The organism is Amycolatopsis sp. TNS106 (assembly GCF_019330265.1).
Lineage (GTDB): Bacteria > Actinomycetota > Actinomycetes > Mycobacteriales > Pseudonocardiaceae > Amycolatopsis > Amycolatopsis lurida.
This window is the reverse complement of record NZ_CP024972.1, coordinates 1,505,646-1,521,217: the sequence shown is the minus strand read 5'-3', so window position 1 is coordinate 1,521,217 and position 15,572 is coordinate 1,505,646. Positions and strand designations below refer to the sequence as shown.

The 15,572-nt window shown below is 67.6% G+C and carries 11 protein-coding genes; all 11 read right to left on the bottom strand.

From position 1 onward, the window contains the following. Window positions 1-21: 21 nt before the first annotated feature. The 11 genes from CVV72_RS06775 to CVV72_RS06725 all read right to left on the bottom strand — a co-directional run bounded on the left by CVV72_RS06775 (window position 22) and on the right by CVV72_RS06725 (window position 15,564). A complete protein-coding gene (locus tag CVV72_RS06775) occupies window positions 22-1,479 on the bottom strand; it encodes a family 43 glycosylhydrolase (protein WP_255632559.1) in 1,458 nt (485 codons plus the stop codon). Window positions 1,480-1,481: 2 nt separating this feature from the next. Then, window positions 1,482-4,016 carry an alpha-L-arabinofuranosidase C-terminal domain-containing protein gene (locus CVV72_RS06770; RefSeq protein ID WP_219151551.1) on the bottom strand — a complete coding sequence of 845 codons (2,535 nt, stop codon included), beginning with the start codon at window positions 4,014-4,016 and terminating at the stop codon, window positions 1,482-1,484. An 88-nt stretch (window positions 4,017-4,104) separates the two neighbouring features. Then, window positions 4,105-5,352 carry a multiple monosaccharide ABC transporter permease gene (gene mmsB, locus CVV72_RS06765; RefSeq protein WP_219151550.1) on the bottom strand — a complete coding sequence of 416 codons (1,248 nt, stop codon included), beginning with the start codon at window positions 5,350-5,352 and terminating at the stop codon, window positions 4,105-4,107. 3 nt (window positions 5,353-5,355) lie between these two features. Next, window positions 5,356-6,879 (bottom strand): multiple monosaccharide ABC transporter ATP-binding protein, encoded by a 1,524-nt coding sequence (gene mmsA / locus CVV72_RS06760; RefSeq protein WP_198935859.1) that lies wholly within the window; start codon window positions 6,877-6,879, stop codon window positions 5,356-5,358. Between the two features lie 4 nt (window positions 6,880-6,883). Then, window positions 6,884-8,011, bottom strand: coding sequence for a multiple monosaccharide ABC transporter substrate-binding protein (chvE, locus tag CVV72_RS06755; protein WP_219151549.1), 1,128 nt, complete (start codon window positions 8,009-8,011; stop codon window positions 6,884-6,886). Window positions 8,012-8,037: 26 nt separating this feature from the next. Beyond that, window positions 8,038-9,543: an L-arabinose isomerase gene (gene araA / locus CVV72_RS06750; RefSeq protein ID WP_219151548.1), complete on the bottom strand. Its 1,506-nt coding sequence runs from the start codon at window positions 9,541-9,543 to the stop codon at window positions 8,038-8,040. Beyond that, window positions 9,540-10,226 carry an L-ribulose-5-phosphate 4-epimerase gene (locus tag CVV72_RS06745; protein ID WP_219151547.1) on the bottom strand — a complete coding sequence of 229 codons (687 nt, stop codon included), beginning with the start codon at window positions 10,224-10,226 and terminating at the stop codon, window positions 9,540-9,542. The genes araA and CVV72_RS06745 overlap by 4 nt, the downstream gene beginning before the upstream one ends. Beyond that, window positions 10,223-11,896: a ribulokinase gene (gene araB, locus CVV72_RS06740; RefSeq protein WP_219151546.1), complete on the bottom strand. Its 1,674-nt coding sequence runs from the start codon at window positions 11,894-11,896 to the stop codon at window positions 10,223-10,225. Before araB ends, CVV72_RS06745 begins: the two co-directional genes overlap by 4 nt. Window positions 11,897-12,047: 151 nt before the next feature. After that, window positions 12,048-13,031 (bottom strand): galactofuranose ABC transporter, permease protein YjfF, encoded by a 984-nt coding sequence (yjfF, locus tag CVV72_RS06735; protein ID WP_219151545.1) that lies wholly within the window; start codon window positions 13,029-13,031, stop codon window positions 12,048-12,050. Beyond that, entirely contained in the window at window positions 13,028-14,065 is a 1,038-nt protein-coding gene (locus CVV72_RS06730; protein ID WP_219151544.1) for an ABC transporter permease, read from the bottom strand. Before CVV72_RS06730 ends, yjfF begins: the two co-directional genes overlap by 4 nt. Continuing rightward, window positions 14,062-15,564 (bottom strand): sugar ABC transporter ATP-binding protein, encoded by a 1,503-nt coding sequence (locus tag CVV72_RS06725; protein ID WP_219153852.1) that lies wholly within the window; start codon window positions 15,562-15,564, stop codon window positions 14,062-14,064. The genes CVV72_RS06730 and CVV72_RS06725 overlap by 4 nt, the downstream gene beginning before the upstream one ends. Between the last annotated feature and the right edge of the window lie 8 nt (window positions 15,565-15,572).

Genomic DNA, 15,572 nt, shown 5'->3' with positions numbered 1-15,572 from the left:
GCGTTCAACCTCCCAGGGAGTTCAGCTGAGCCGGAAGCTGACCCGTTGACGATCCCGCACCGTGGCACCGGGACGGAAGACCAAGATCCTTCCCTTGTCGTGGGCCAAATAGGTGGCAGGCTCACCCGGGAGGCGGAACGACACCGCCAGCCGGTCGGAAAGGCCCGGCACCTGGGTGAAACTCGCCGCCCGGCCGTACGCGTCGCTCTCCTCGTACGGATCGATCCGCACGGTCGTCGCGTCCACGACCCGGACGTACCGGTCCGGGAAGTTCACCGACTGCAGGGCGACGGTGCCCGCTCCACGGAACCCCGCGACGACGCGGAACTGCGAATCGGCGAGCTCGCGGACGTTGCCGTCGGCGGTCAGGCGGTACTCGTAGTGCCGTACGTACAACGCCGGATCGTCCAACGGGGACAGTCGCACGCAAGGGCCGCCCTTGCCCACCGGCACACCGAAACTCGGTGTCCCGTCGTCGTTCCAGTACAACCGCTGCACCCGCGTGTGCCGGTTCGGGTCATACAGCGGATCGCCGGTGATGTCGCGGTAGTCGCGGGCGTGGTACACGAGCACGTCCGAGCCGTCCTCGGCGACGGTGAACGAGTTGTGCCCGGGCCCGTACTGCCGGGTGGCCTCGTTCGTGGTGAACACCGGCTGCGGTGACTTCGTCCACGAACGCGGGTCGAGCAGGTCCGAACGTTCGTCCGCGGTGAGCAGCCCCATGCAGTAGCGCGCGTCGGTGGCACTCGCCGAGTAGGTCATGAACACCCGTCCGTTGCGGATGAGCACCGCCGGTCCCTCGTTGACCTTGAACCCCTGGATCTCCCACGGCAGCGTGGGCACCGCGAGCCGGACGGGATCACCCTTGAGGGCCAGTGGCGAGGCCATCTCGGCGAGGTACAGGTTGCTGTTGGTCGCGATCCCGGGTTCGCTCTGGGCCCAGGCGAAGTAGCGCTTGCCGCGATGCTCGAACGTCGTCGAATCGAGCGTGAACGTGTCCCATTCGGTCACCATCTGCCCGCGTAGCACCCACGTGCCCGCGCGTGGATCGTCCGAAGTGGACTCCAGCACATAGGTGCGGATTCGGAAGACGTCGTCGGAGTCACCCGCGGCGAAGTAGACGTACCAGCGTCCGTCGATCCGATGCAGTTCCGGCGCCCAGATGTGGCCGCCCATCTTGCCGGACGACGGACGCCGCCAGATCGTCGTCTCCCTGGCGGTGGCCAAGCCGTCGATCGTGGCGGCGCCGCGCACGACGATGCGGTCGTATTCGGGCACCGAACCGGTCAGGTAGTACATCCCGTTCACCGGCCGGGTGATGAACGGGTCGGCCCGCTGTTCGACCAGCGGGTTCCGGGTGGTCAGCGACGCGGGAGCGACCTCGGCGGCTTGGGCCGTACCCGGCGCCAGGCCGCCGACGGCGGTGACGGCCAAGAGCCCGACTCCGGCTTTGAACAGGTCACGGCGGTCGATGGTCATGGTCATCCCCTCACTCGGGCCGGGAACCGCAGGAAGGTCACGGAGTTCGGCGGAAAGGTGTAGGTGAAGGCGTTCGACACGCCGGAGAACCGCGATTCACGGGGTGCGATCGGCGTACTGAAAGCGGTGTTGACGTCGTCCGGCGAGCCTTGGAGCGTTGTCACCCGGGCGGTCGAACCAGGCTGGACGCGCGTGCCGAGATCGACCCGAGTGCGGGCGGCCGCTGCCTGGGCGTTGACCACCTTGACCACGAGTTCACCGGTCTTGACGTCGCGGGTGACGACCTGTCGGAACGGCTCGGCGACCTTGTCGTCGGTGAACGAGCCCCACTTCTGCCCGTCGAGGAACAGCGTGACCTGACGGCCCCGCACCTCGACCCGAAGGTCGTACTGCTTGCCGGTCTCGATCCTGGTGTCGTTCTGAAGCAAGGTCGTCTTGCCCCCGCCTTCGGTCTTCTCGACGGCGGAGACGGTGTTGTTCCAGCCGCCGAGGTTCCACCAGTAGTTGTTGCCGGTGTCCTTGACGCCGAACGCGACCAGGAAGCCTTCCCTGCCGCCGGTCTTGGTCGCCTTCACCGAGAAGTCGTAGTTGCTCCACGACGGATCACCCGCGGTCACCAGGGTGTTCTCGGCGGCCTGGTCCGACTGGACGTAGGCCCCGTTCGACACCGCCCAGGCACCTCGTCCGGCCACCTTCGACCAGCGCGAGTCGTCGCCGGAGAAGTCGTCCGAGAACAGCTGCGCGCCGTCGGCAGAGGTGACCTTGACGTCGTCATAGGCCGCGCTCGTCGCCCAGGTGGACAGGCCGATCGCGCCCGAGATCGGCGCGACCGTGGCAGGCGTGGCCGAGGCCTTGCTAGGGACCACGTGATCACCGACGTTGGTCATGAACAGCTTCTGCGTCTCGTAACTGGCCGAAGCCCACGAACGCTGGTTGTCGAACCAGATCATGTCCGGTTTCCACTGCACGTAGTCGGTGTTCGCCAGCAGCGGCGCGTACGACGCGAGCTTGACGACGTCTGCGTTCCGCTCCAGTCCGGTCATGTACGCGGCCTCGGCCAGCGCGTTGCCGAACTTGTTGTCCAGCGACGCGTATTCACCGAGGAACACCTTCGGGCCGTTGCGGTCGTAGGTGTCGTAGCGCTGGTTGTTCTGGAGGAACCACTGCGGGCTGTTGTAGTAATGCTCGTCGACCATCGAGACCTTCGCGTTCCGGTTGAGGTCCCACAGCCGGTCGAACGTCCCGCCGGTGTCGTCCGGTCCCGAGTTGCTGATCACCGTGATCCCCGGATACTTCGCCGCGATCGCCGTGCGGAACTCGGTGAAGCGGGCGAAGAACTCGTCGGGCAGGTTCTCCTCGTTGCCGACGCCGACATGCGTCAGGTTGAACGGTGCCGGATGCCCCATCTCGGCCCGCTTCCTGCCCCAGGTGGAGGTGACCGGGCCGTTGGCGAACTCGATCAGATCGAGCGTGTCCTGGATGTGCCGCCGCAGCAGCGCCGGGTCGTCGGTCGCCTTGTTCTGACCGCAGCCGGTGACCAGCGCCGGCACCACCGGCAGCGGCATCGCGCCGATGTCCTCGGAGAACTGGAAGTATTCGTAGTAGCCGATGCCGTAGGACTGGTTGTAGCCCCAGAAGTTCGCGTTCGTGGCCCGCTGCTCGACCGGGCCGATGGTGTCCTTCCATTGGTACGACCGCTTCCGTTCCCAGTTCGGCGCCTCGTAACCCTGGTGGCTGCCGGTGTTGACGAGGCAGCCGCCGGGGAACCGCACGAAACCGGGTTTGAGCGCGGCGATCTTCTCCGCGAGATCGATCCGCATGCCGTTGGGGCGGTTCTTGTAGGTGTCGCGCGGGAACAGCGACACCATGTCCAGCCGCAGGGTCCCGCCGCCGGACGCGGTGAGCGCGAGCCTGCCCAGCGCGCTCGACTCCCGCGCCCGGACACTGCCGGTGTACTTCACCCAGCCGTCGCCGCGGACCTGCACCCGCAGCGGATCGGCGAGCGGCTTGCCCGCCGGATCGGTGACGGCCACCGTGAGCGGAGTGCCCGCCGCCCGATCGGTCCGGGCGAACACCGAGAAGTCGTACTGCTTGCCCTTCTCGACCCGGATCCCCGAGTTGTAGCCGGAGTTCGCGACGCCGTACTCGCCGCCGGCGAGGTCGAGCTTGAGGTAGCGGCGGTTCCGTTCGTTGAGCCGCCGGTCGTCGTCGGCCACCGTCGCCGTACCGGTTCCGCCGTTGAGCGACGTGGGTGCCCACGACGTCAACGGCGTGTACGACGCGTTGTCGGCCTTGTCGTACTCGAAGGACCGGTTCTGCACGAGTTCCGCGTACAGCCCGCCGTCGGCGGCGCGGTTGATGTCCTCGAAGAAGACCCCGTACATCGAACGGTCGATCGCGGCACCGCGTCCCGCCGCTTCGACGGCGAGGCTGTAGTCGGTCGTCGGTGTCTGGCCCGAAGCGGTCTGAACGGGCACGAGGACACCGGCGGCGATGGTCAGGGACAGCACACCGATCCGGGTTGACCTGCTGCGCACAGCACTTCCTTTCGCGACGTTGCGAGGAATGGTCGAGCGGGTCGTGAGTGTCTTGGGTCGTTGGAACGACCCAAGACACTCACGACCGTCAGGCGACGGTCCGGGCCCGCCGTTTCGTCCAGATGTCGTACGCGACGGCGGCGAGCAGCACGAAACCCTTGACCAGGTTCACGCTCTCCGTCGGCGCGCCGATGAGGGACATACCGTTGTTGATCACGCCCATGATGAGACCGCCGGTGATCGCGCCGACCACCTTGCCGACGCCGCCCTGCACCGCGGCGCCGCCGATGAACGCCGCGGCGATCGCGTCGAGTTCGAACATGTTGCCCGCGGTCGGTCCGGCCTGGTTGAGCCGTCCGGCCACGATGATCCCGGCGAGCGCCGACAGCACGCCCATGTTGACGAAGATCCAGAACGTCACGGACTTGACCTTCACCCCGGACAGCGTCGCCGCCTGGAGGTTCCCCCCGATCGCGTAGATGTGGCGGCCGAACACCGCGCGCGTCGTCACCAGCGAGTAGCCGATCACCAGCACGGACAGCAGGATCAGCACCCACGGCAGGTTCTTGTACCGTGCCAGCTGCACCACCACGAACAGCACCACGGCGGCCGCCGCGACGATCTTCAGCAGGAACATCGGCAGCGGGTCCACCTCCTGCAGGTAGTTCAGCCGGGCCGTCCGCTTGCGCCACCGGGAGACGACCGCGCCCGCGATCGCCAGCGCGCCCACCAGGAGGCTGACGACGTCGGCGCCGCCGAGCGGGCCGAGCCCGATATTGCCGAGATACCCACCGGTGAACCCGTTCGCCAGCGTCCGCACCTCGTCCGGGAAGGGGCCGATCCCCTGGTTCCCGAGCACGGTGAGGGTCAGCGCGCGGAAGATCAGCATTCCCGCCAGGGTCACGATGAACGCGGGGATGCCGAAGTAGGCGACCCAATACCCTTGCCATGCGCCGATCACCGCGCCGACGGCCAGCGTGATCAGCAGCGCGATCGGCCACGCCATACCCATGTTCACCATCAGCACGGCCGAGATCGCGCCGGTCAGCGCCACCACGGAACCCACCGACAGGTCGATGTGCCCGGCGATGATGATCAGGATCATGCCGATCGCGAGGATCAGCACGTACGAGTTCTGTACGATCAGGTTCGAGATGTTCTGCGGTTCCAGCAGCGCGCCGCCGGTGAGGATCGAGAACAACACGACGATCAGCGCGAACGCGACGTAGATGCCGCTCTCGCGCGGGTTGAACGAGATCCGGCGCGGCGCCCTGGGCTGCCCGGCTCCCTGCTGGTCCGGGACACCGGTGACGGTGTCGGCGGAGGCGGTGCTCATGTCTTACTCCTGTTCCCTGGTCATCGCCCGCATGAGGACCTCTTGGGTGGCCTCGGCCCGGCCGACCTCACCGGTGATCCGGCCCGCCGACAGCGTGTAGATCCGGTCGCACAGACCGAGCAGCTCCGGCAGCTCGGACGAGATGACCAGGACGGCCTTCCCCTCGTCGGCGAGCCGGTTGACGATCGTGTAGATCTCGTACTTCGCGCCGACGTCGATGCCGCGGGTGGGCTCGTCGAGGATCAGCACGTCCGGATCGGTGAGGATCCATTTGGACAGCACGACCTTCTGCTGGTTGCCGCCGGAGAGCGTGCCGGTCACGCTGCGCACGTCCGGGGCCTTGATGTTCATGCTCTTGCGGAATTCTTCGGCGACACGGTGTTCTTCGTTCTCGTCCACCCAGCCGCGCCGGGCGAGTTTGCCCAGCGCCGCGCCGGAGATGTTGCGCTGGATGTCCTCGATGAGGTTGAGCCCGTAGCGTTTGCGGTCTTCGGTGGCGTACGCGATCCCGTTCGCGACGGCGTCGCCGACCGTGCGCACCTCGATCTCCTTGCCGTCCTTGATCAGGCGACCGGAGATGTCCTTGCCGTACGAACGGCCGAAGACGCTCATCGCGAGCTCGGTCCGGCCGGCGCCCATCAGTCCCGCCAGCCCGACGATCTCGCCGCGCCGCAACGTCAGGCTCGCGCCGTCCACGACCACCCGGCCGTGCTGCGTCGGGCTGTGCACGGTCCAGTCCTCGATCCGGAGAACCTCGTCGCCGATCCGCGGTTCCCTCGGCGGGAACCGGTTCTCCAGCTTCCGGCCGACCATCCCCGCGATGATCCGGTCCTCGGTCACCGTGCTCGCGTCGAGCGTCTCGATCGTCCTGCCGTCCCGCAGGATGGTGATCGAATCGGCGATCGCGGCGATCTCGTTGAGCTTGTGCGAGATCAGGACGCAGGTGACGCCGTCGTCGCGCAGGCCGCGCAGCAGTTCGAGCAGATGCGCCGAATCGTCGTCGTTCAACGCCGCCGTCGGCTCGTCCAGGATCAGCAGTTTGACCTCTTTGGACAGTGCCTTGGCGATCTCGACCAGCTGCTGTTTGCCCACACCGATGTCGAGCACCGGCGTCACCGGGTTCTCCCGCAGGCCGACGCGCCGCAGCAGCTCGCCCGCCTCGGAGTTGGTCCGGTTCCAGTCGATCAGCCCTCCGCGCGCCTTCTCGTTGCCGAGGAAGATGTTCTCCGCGATGGACAGCTGCTGGCACAGCGCGAGTTCCTGGTGGATGATCACGATCCCGCGGCGTTCGCTGTCGCGGATCGCGGAGAACGCGCACGGCTCGCCGTCGAAGACGATCTCACCGTCGTACGAGCCGTGCGCGTAGACGCCCGAGAGCACCTTCATCAGCGTGGACTTGCCCGCGCCGTTCTCACCACAGATCGCGTGGATCTCGCCCCGGCGCACCGACAGGTTGACGTCCTGCAGCGCCTTCACGCCGGGGAAGGTCTTGGTGATCCCCCGCATCCGAAGGATTTCGTCGGTCACGTCGCTACCTCAGCTGTTCCGCTTTGTAGTAGCCCGAGTCGATGAGTTCCTTCTGGTAGTTGCCCTTGTTGAGGATCACCGACTCCAGCAGGAACGCCGGGACAACCTTCTGGCCGTTGTTGTAGTCGGTGGTGTTGTTGGTCTCGGCCTTGCCGCCCTTGAGCACCGCGTCGGCCATCTTCACCGTGGTCTCGGCGAGTTTGCGGGTGTCCTTGAAGATCGTCGAGTACTGCTCACCCGCGATGATCGACTTCACCGACGCGACCTCGGCGTCCTGGCCGGTGACCACGGGGTACGGCTGGCCCGGGGTGCCGTAGCCGTTGCTCTTCAGCGCCGAGAGGATGCCGATGGAGAGCCCGTCGTACGGCGAGAGCACGCCCTGCACCTTGTCGCCTGAGCTGTAGGTCTTGGTCAGCAGGTCTTCCATCCGCCGCTGCGCGGTCGCCGCCTGCCAGCGCAGGATCGCCGCGACGTTGAACGCGGTCTGGCCGCTCTTGACGACCAGCGTCCCGTTGTCCAGATACGGCTTCAGCACGGACATGGCGCCGTTGAAGAAGAACGTCGCGTTGTTGTCGTCCGGCGAACCGGCGAAGAGCTCGACGTTGAACGGTCCCTTGCCCTCACCGGGCGAACCGTCCTCCTTGAGCACCTTCAACCCGGTCAGCAGCGACGTCGCCTGCTGCACGCCGACCTTGAAGTTGTCGAAGGTCGCGTAGTAGTCGACGTTCGGGGTGTTGCGGATCAGCCGGTCATAGGCGATGACCGGGATCTTCTTGTCCGCGGCCTCCTGCAGCTGGGTGGTGATCGCGGTGCCGTCGATCGAGGCGATCACGAGCAGTTTCGCGCCCTTGGTGATCTGGTTCTCGATCTGGTTCACCTGGGTGGGGATGTCGTCCTCGGCGTACTGCAGGTCGACCTGGTAACCCAGCTTCTCCAGCGCCGCCTTGATGTTGTCGCCGTCGTGGATCCAGCGCTCCGACGACTTGGTCGGCATGGTGACGCCGACGAGGCCGCCCGCGGCACCTCCCGCGGCCGCCTGCTGATCGACGGTCTTCTCACTCGAACCGCAGGCCGTGAGCGCGGCACCGAGGCCGACCGCCACGGCCAGTGTGGCCAGTTTCGTGAACTTCATTGTTCCTTCTCTCCGGTGGGGACCGATCAGAATCCTTGTGCGAGCCGGTGATAGGCCTGGTTCCAGCGCATCCGGTCGGCGATCGAGGCGGAGGTCGTGGTCTGGTCGATCACCAGCAGCTCGACGTCGAGCATGGTGGCGAAATCCCGGATCGATTCGGCTCCGACGGCCTGCGTGAGCACCGTGTGGTGCGGTCCGCCCGCGGTGATCCAGGCTTCGGCGGACGTCGCCAGCGACGGCGCCGGCTTCCACACCGCGCGCGCCACCGGCAGATTCGGCAGCGGCTCATCCGGCGCGACGACCTCGACCTCGTTGGCCACCAGGCGGAACCGGTCGCCGAGGTCGGCGAGGCCGATCACGACGGCGTCACCGGCGGCGGCGTCGAACACCAGGCGGACGGGATCTTCGCGGCCGCCGATGCCGAGCGGGTGGATCTCGCACGAAGGCTTGGCGGCGGCGATGGTCGGGCAGACTTCGAGCATGTGCGCGCCGAGGATCTTCGGCTCGCCGGGCCCGAAGTGGTAGGTGTAGTCCTCCATGAACGACGTTCCGCGCTCGGAGTCGCGGCCCATCGCCTTCACCGCGGTCAGCAGCGCGGACGTCTTCCAGTCCCCCTCGCCGCCGAAGCCGTAGCCGTCGGCCATCAGCCGCTGCACCGCGAGCCCCGGGAGCTGCCGCAGTCCACCGAGATCCTCGAAGTTCGTGGTGAACGCCCCGAAACCGCCGTCCGTCAGGAACGTGCGAAGCCCCTTCTCGATCCGAGCGGCGTACCGCAGCGACTCGTGCCGCTCCCCCGCCTCGGCCAGCTCCGGCGCGAGCGCGTACGAGTCGGCGTATTCCTCGACGAGCGTGTCGACCTCGGCGTCGGGCACCGCGTCGACCAGTGCGACGAGTTCGTTGACGCCGTAGGTGTTCACCGAGACGCCGAACTTCAGCTCCGCCTCGACCTTGTCCCCGTCGGTGACCGCGACGTCGCGCATGTTGTCACCGAACCGCGCGAGCTTGAGCGAACCGATCGTCTGGCGGCCGACCGCCGCGCGGACCCAGGCGTCGATCCGGTCGGCGACCGACGGATCCGCCGCGTGCCCGGCGATGGTCTTGCGCGGCACCCCGAGCCGGGTCTGGATGTAGCCGAACTCGCGGTCGCCGTGGGCGGCCTGGTTCAGGTTCATGAAGTCCATGTCGATGGACTGCCACGGCAGCGCCTCGTTGAGCTGCGTGTGCAGATGCAGCAAGGGTTTCCGCAGCGCGTCCAGGCCGGTGATCCACATCTTCGCCGGCGAGAACGTGTGCATCCAGGCGATCACGCCGACACAGGCGTCGTCCGCGTTCGCCTCGAGCATCACGCGCCGGATCGCCGACGGCTCGGTCAGCACCGGCTTGGCGACGATCCCGGCCGAGATCCGGCCGGTGTCGGCCAGCATCCGCTGGATCTGCAACGACTGGCCCGCGACCTGTTCGAGGGTCTCCTCGCCGTAGAGCGCCTGGCTCCCGGTGAGGAACCAGACCTCGGTCTTCCGCTGTGTGCTCACTTCTCTCCCTGCTGGCCGTAGACGTTCTGGTAGCGCGCGTAGAGCCGGTCCACGTCCTGTTCGGACAGTGGCTCCGGCGTTCCCAGCGCGGAAGCGATGTGGACGGTCTTCGCGACGTCCTCGACCATCACCGCGGCCTTGACCGCGTCCCGTGCCGTGCGGCCGACGGTGAACGGGCCGTGGTTGCGCATCAGCACCGCGGGCGAGCGGCTGGACCGCAGCGTCTCGACGATGCCCCTGCCGATCGAGTCGTCGCCGATCAAGGCGAACGGCCCGACCGGGATCTCCCCGCCGAACTCGTCCGCGATCATCGTGAGCACGCACGGGATCGGTTCGCCGACAGCGGCCCACGCGGTCGCATACGTCGAATGCGTGTGCACGACACCGCCGACCTCCGGCATGTGCCGGTAGACGTAGGCGTGTGCGGCCGTGTCCGATGACGGCGCCAGGTCGCCGTGGACGACTTCGCCGTACAGGTCGGTGACGACCATCGTGTCGGCGGTCAGGTCGGCGTAGGACACGCCGGACGGTTTGATCACCATCAGGTCGTGCCCGGGGACGCGCGCCGACACGTTGCCCGCGGTCCAGATGACCAGCTCGTAGCGAGTCAGCTCACTGTGCAACCGGGCGACGGTGTCCCGCAGTTCTTCGAAGGTGTCCGTGATCTCCACGGCGAGACTCATCGGTGCTGTCCTTTCCTGGCGGCACGGCGACCGGCGGCGAGCCGGTGCATGACGTCGTTGACGCCGCGGCCGAAGTAGTCGTGCAGCGCGGCGTACTCGGCGTAGAGGTCGTCGTAGGCCTTCACGTTTTCGGCGATCGGGCGGTGGACCGCGCGGCGGACCGAGCCCATCGCGAGCGCCGCGGCCGGGACGTCCGGATGCGCTCCGGCGGCGACGGCGGCGTGGATCGCCGAGCCCAGCGCGGGGCTCTGCGCGGAGCCCGCCACCGAGAGCGGCAGGTTCGTCACGTCGGCGTAGATCTGCATCAGCAGCGGATTCTTGACCAGGCCACCGGCGACGATCAGTTCGGTGACCGGCACCCCGGCGCGCTCGAAGGTCTCGATGATCGTCCTGGTGCCGAACGCGGTCGCTTCCAGCAGCGCGCGATAGGTGTCCTCGGCGCGGGTCGCGAGCGTCTGCCCGACGACGACGCCGGACAGTTCGTGGTCGACCAGCACCGACCGGTTCCCGCTGTGCCAGTCGAGCGCGACGAGACCGTGCTCACCGATCTCCTGCAGCGAGGCGAGCCGGGTGAGCAACTCGTGGACGGAGATCCCCGCTTCCCTGGAATCGTCCACATAGGACGCCGGGACGCCGTGCTCGACGAACCACGCGAAGATGTCGCCGACGCCGCTCTGGCCCGCCTCGTAACCCCACTGCCCGGAAACGATCCCGCCGTCGACGACGCCGCACATCCCCGGCACCTCGCGCAGTTCGGCGCCGTTCATCACATGGCAGGTGGAGGTGCCCATGATCGCGACCATCTGCCCCGGCTCCACCGCTTGGACGGCGGGCGCGGTGACATGCGCGTCGACGTTGCCGACGGCGACCGCGATCCCTTCCGGCAACCCGGTCCATTCCGCCGCCTGGGCGCTCAGGCCTCCCGCCTTGGCGCCGAGAGCACCCAGCGGATGGACGAGCTTGTCGTCCACGAAGGACCCGAAGCCGGGCGCGAGCTCCTCCAGGAACTCGGCGCTCGGATAGCGGCCGTCCTGCAGAATCCCCTTGTACCCGGCGGTGCACGCGTTGCGCACGTAGGTCCCGGTGAGCTGCCAGACGATCCAGTCGGCGAGTTCGACCCAGTGCCGCATCCGGTCGTAGACCTCGGGCGCCTCTTCGAAGACCTCCAGCGCCTTGGCGAACTCCCACTCCGAGGAGATCAGCCCGCCGTAGCGCGGGAGCCAAGACTCATCGCGCTCGCGCGCCAGCGCGTTGATCCGGTCGGCCTGCGGCTGCGCGGAATGGTGCCGCCACAGCTTCACGTAGGCATGCGGATTCCCGGCGAACTCGGGAAGTTCGCACAGCGGCGTGCCGTCGGCCGTGGTCGGCACCATCGTGCACGCGGTGAAGTCGGTGCCGAGGCCGATCACGTCGGCGGGATCCGCGCCGGCGGCCCGGACGGCTTCCGGCACAGCGGTGCGGAGGACGTCGACGTAGTCCGACGGCACCTGCAGCGCCCAGTCCGGCGGCAGACCGTGCCCGGTCTCGGGCAGGATCCGGTCGATCACGCCGTGCCGGTACTCCGAAACCGCGCTGCCCAGTTCCGCGCCGTCGCGGACGCGGACCACGACGGCCCGGCCGGACAGCGTCCCGAAGTCGACGCCGACGACCAGCGGCTCCCCTGTACTCACTTCTTCTCCCGCATTGTTAGCGTTCACATTTCTGGCCGAAAACCACGACCACGCGTGCTTGAAGCCGTAACTCGCGTGTTCGGAGCCGTAACTCACGTGTCTCCAGCCGATCCGGCTCTGATCACGCGAGTTACGCCCCTGATCACGCGAGTCACGTGGTCCGCCTGCCGACGAGGCGTTGGAGGACGATGAAAACGAACAGCAGCGCGCCGGTGATGATCGACGTCCACCAGGAGTTCAGCGTGCCGTCGAAGGTGATCAGGGTCTGGATGATGCCCAGCACCATGATCCCGAGCACCGTCCCGAGGACGTAGCCGGAACCGCCGGTGAGCAACGTGCCACCGATGACGACGGCCGCGATCGCGGTCAGTTCCAGCCCGACGCCGTTGAGCGGATCGCCGGAAGACTTGTACAGCACCAGGAGCAGACCGCCGAGCGCCGAGCAGAACCCGCTGAGCGTGTAGACCGAGATCCGCGTGCGGCCGACGTTCAGGCCCATCAGCAGCGCGGACTTCGGGTTACCGCCGATCGCGTAGACCGTCCTGCCGAACCGCGTTCCGTAAAGGACGTACGCGGCGACGGCGACCACGACCAGCGCGACGACCACGCCGATCGAGATGTGCAGCTCCCCGCCGAGCGGGATCTGCGTCTGCGCGAGGCTCGCGACCGTCGGGTCGTCGATCGAGTAAGCCTGGGTGCTGATCGTGTAGCAGAGCCCCCTGGCGAAGAACATCCCGATGAGCGTCGCGATGAACGGCTGGATCTCGAAGACCTGGATCAGCACACCCATCCCGAAGCCCAGCGCCGCGCCGATCGCCAGGACCGCGGGGATCACCGCGAAAACCGGCCAGCCCTGGTTCTGCAGCAGGTCGGCGGAGACCACTGTGGACAGCGCAACGACCGAACCCACCGACAGGTCGATCCCGCCGGTGAGGATCACGAACGTCATCCCGACGGCGACGACCAGCAGGAACGCGTTGTTGATGAACAGGTCGAGCACGACCTGCCCGGAACCGAACGCCGTGTAGCTCGACGCGCCGTAGATGTACGCGCCGATGAGCATCGCCATCGTCGCCAGGATCGGCAGGTGCCGCTGCCTCGGCCGATAGCCCTTGATGCGGTCGAGTGTCGTCATACCCCGGCCTCCACCTTCTCCGGCACGACGGCGGCAGGCGGCGGGACCGCTTTCCGCCGCCTCGCGAGCTTCTTGCGGAACACCGGCGACTGCAGCAGGCAGACCGCCAGCACGACCACGGCCTTGAAGAGCATGATCGACTGCGGCGCGATGCCGAGCGCGTAGACGGTGGTCGTCAACGTCTGGATGAGCAACGCGCCGATCACCGATCCGGTGAGCGAGAACCGGCCACCGGTCAGCAGCGTCCCGCCGATGACGACGGCGAGGATCGCGTCGAGTTCGATGAACTGTCCGGCGTTGTTCCCGTCGGCGCTGTGCACGTTCGCGCTGATCATCAGTCCGGCGATGCCGGCGCAGAGCGCGCAGAAGACGTAGGTGAGCCAGATCAGCCGGGCCGACCGGAGCCCGGCGAGCCTGCCCGCCTCCGGGTTGCCGCCCACCGATTCGACCAGCAGTCCCAGCGCCGACCGGCGGACCAGCACGGCGGCGATGGCGAACACCGCCAGCGCGATGAGGATCGCGCTGGGCAGGCCGAAGGTGAACCCGCTGCCGATCCACTCGTAGGGATGCGAATTGACGGTGATGATCTGGCCGCCGGTGATCAGCTGGGCGATACCGCGGCCCGCGACCATCAGGATCAGCGTCGCGATGATCGGCTGGATGCCCAGGACCGCGACGAGCCAGCCGTTCCACACGCCGAGCGCGAGGGCCAGCCCCAACGCCATCCCGACCGCGGCGAGCGTCCCGCCGAGGCTGTTCTGATCACCGAGTCCGCTGATGTGCAGGCAGGCGAGCGCGCCGCTGATCGCGACCACCGCGCCGACGGAGAGGTCGATCCCCCGCGTCGCCACCACCAGGGTCATGCCGATCGCGATGAGGATCAGCGGGGCGCCGTTCTTCAGGATGTCGATCAGGTTCCCGTAGAGATGCCCGTCGCGGAATTCGATCGCGAAGAACGCCGGATGGACGATGAGGTCGCCGAGCAGCAGCGCCAGCAGCGCGACCACGGGCCAGAACAGCCGATGCTTGGTCATCGTGCGACTCCTTCGGCCATCGTCGCCATGACGCGGTCCGCGGTCAGCGATTCGTTGTCCAGTACGGCGACCACCGCACGGTCGCGCAGCACGACGACCCGGTGGCTCAACCGCAGCACCTCCTCGAGTTCGGCGGAGATGAACACGACGGCCATCCCCTCACGCGAGAGCCGGGCGACCAGCCGTTGGATCTCCGTCTTGGCGCCGATGTCGATGCCGCGGGTCGGCTCGTCGAGGATCAGCAACCGCGGTTCGGTGATCAGCCACCTCGCGAGCAGCACCTTCTGCTGGTTGCCGCCGCTCAGGTCACCGACCTTCGCTTCCGCGTTGGCGGGCCGGATGTCGAGCATTTCGATGTAGCGTTCGGCGATCTCGTCCTGCCGCCGCCGCGGGATCGGCCGCGCCCAGCCTCGCGAGGCCTGCAACGCGAGCACGATGTTCTCGCGCACGGTGAGTTCCTCGACGAGGCCTTCGGTCTTGCGGTTCTCCGAACAGAACGCGATGCGGTGGTCGAGTCCGGTCCGCGGCGTCTTCAGCGACACCGGCTCGCCGTCGATCCGCACGGAACCGCTGTCCGCGTGATCGGCGCCGAACAGCAGCCGCGCCAGTTCGGTGCGGCCCGAACCGAGCAACCCGGCGAGGCCGACGACCTCGCCCGCCCGGATGTCGAGCGAGAACGGCGCGACACCGCCCTTGCGGCCGACGTCGCCCGCTTCGAGGAACACCGGCGCTCCGGCGAGGTCGTGCCGGCTGTGGCCCGCGTCCTCGATGTCTTCGAGTGCTTCGAGTTCCTTGCCGATCATCCTGGTGACCAGGTCGACCGGGGTGATCTCCTCCGTGCGGTACTCGCCGATCAGCTTCCCGTTGCGCAGCACCGTCATCCGGTCCGCGACGGCGAAGACCTGCTCGATGAAATGGGAGACGAACAGGATCGCCATCCCCTGATCCCGCAGCGAACGCACCACCTTCAGCAGCTGCACGACCTCGCCTGCGTCCAAACTGGACGTCGGTTCGTCGAGCACGAGAACCCGCGCGTCGACGTCGAGCGCCCTGGCGATCGCGACCAGTTGCTGCACCGCGATCGAGCAGCCGCCCAGCTCGGCCGAAACGTCCACCTCGACGTCCAGCCTGGCCAGCAGCGCGGCCGCCCGGCGGCGTGTCTCACGCCAGTCGATGCGGCCGCGCCGTCGCGGCTCCTTGCCGAGGCAGATGTTCTCCGCCACCGACAGGTTCGGGCAGAGGTTCACTTCCTGGTAGACGGTGCTAACGCCGGAGCGCTGTGCCTCTCCCGGGCCGCTGAACGCGACCGGGGAGCCGTCGAGTTCGATCGTGCCCGCGTCCACCCCGTGAACGCCGGTGAGCACCTTGATCAGGGTGGACTTCCCGGCACCGTTCTCGCCCATCAGGGCGTGCACTTCGCCGGGGAACATCCGGAAGGAGACGTCGTCGAGGGCGACCACGCCGGGGAACTCCTTCCGGATGTGGCTCATCCGCAGCATCGCGAGGG

What these genes read in the sequence shown, in the direction of transcription:
- CVV72_RS06745 (WP_219151547.1), bottom strand. Translation starts at nt 10,226, where the DNA reads ATGAGTCTCGCCGTGGAGATCACGGACACCTTCGAAGAACTGCGGGAC.
- CVV72_RS06775 (WP_255632559.1), bottom strand. Translation starts at nt 1,479, where the DNA reads ATGACCATCGACCGCCGTGACCTGTTCAAAGCCGGAGTCGGGCTCTTG.
- CVV72_RS06725 (WP_219153852.1), bottom strand. Translation starts at nt 15,564, where the DNA reads ATGCTGCGGATGAGCCACATCCGGAAGGAGTTCCCCGGCGTGGTCGCC.
- CVV72_RS06730 (WP_219151544.1), bottom strand. Translation starts at nt 14,065, where the DNA reads ATGACCAAGCATCGGCTGTTCTGGCCCGTGGTCGCGCTGCTGGCGCTG.
- mmsB (WP_219151550.1), bottom strand. Translation starts at nt 5,352, where the DNA reads ATGAGCACCGCCTCCGCCGACACCGTCACCGGTGTCCCGGACCAGCAG.
- yjfF (WP_219151545.1), bottom strand. Translation starts at nt 13,031, where the DNA reads ATGACGACACTCGACCGCATCAAGGGCTATCGGCCGAGGCAGCGGCAC.
- chvE (WP_219151549.1), bottom strand. Translation starts at nt 8,011, where the DNA reads ATGAAGTTCACGAAACTGGCCACACTGGCCGTGGCGGTCGGCCTCGGT.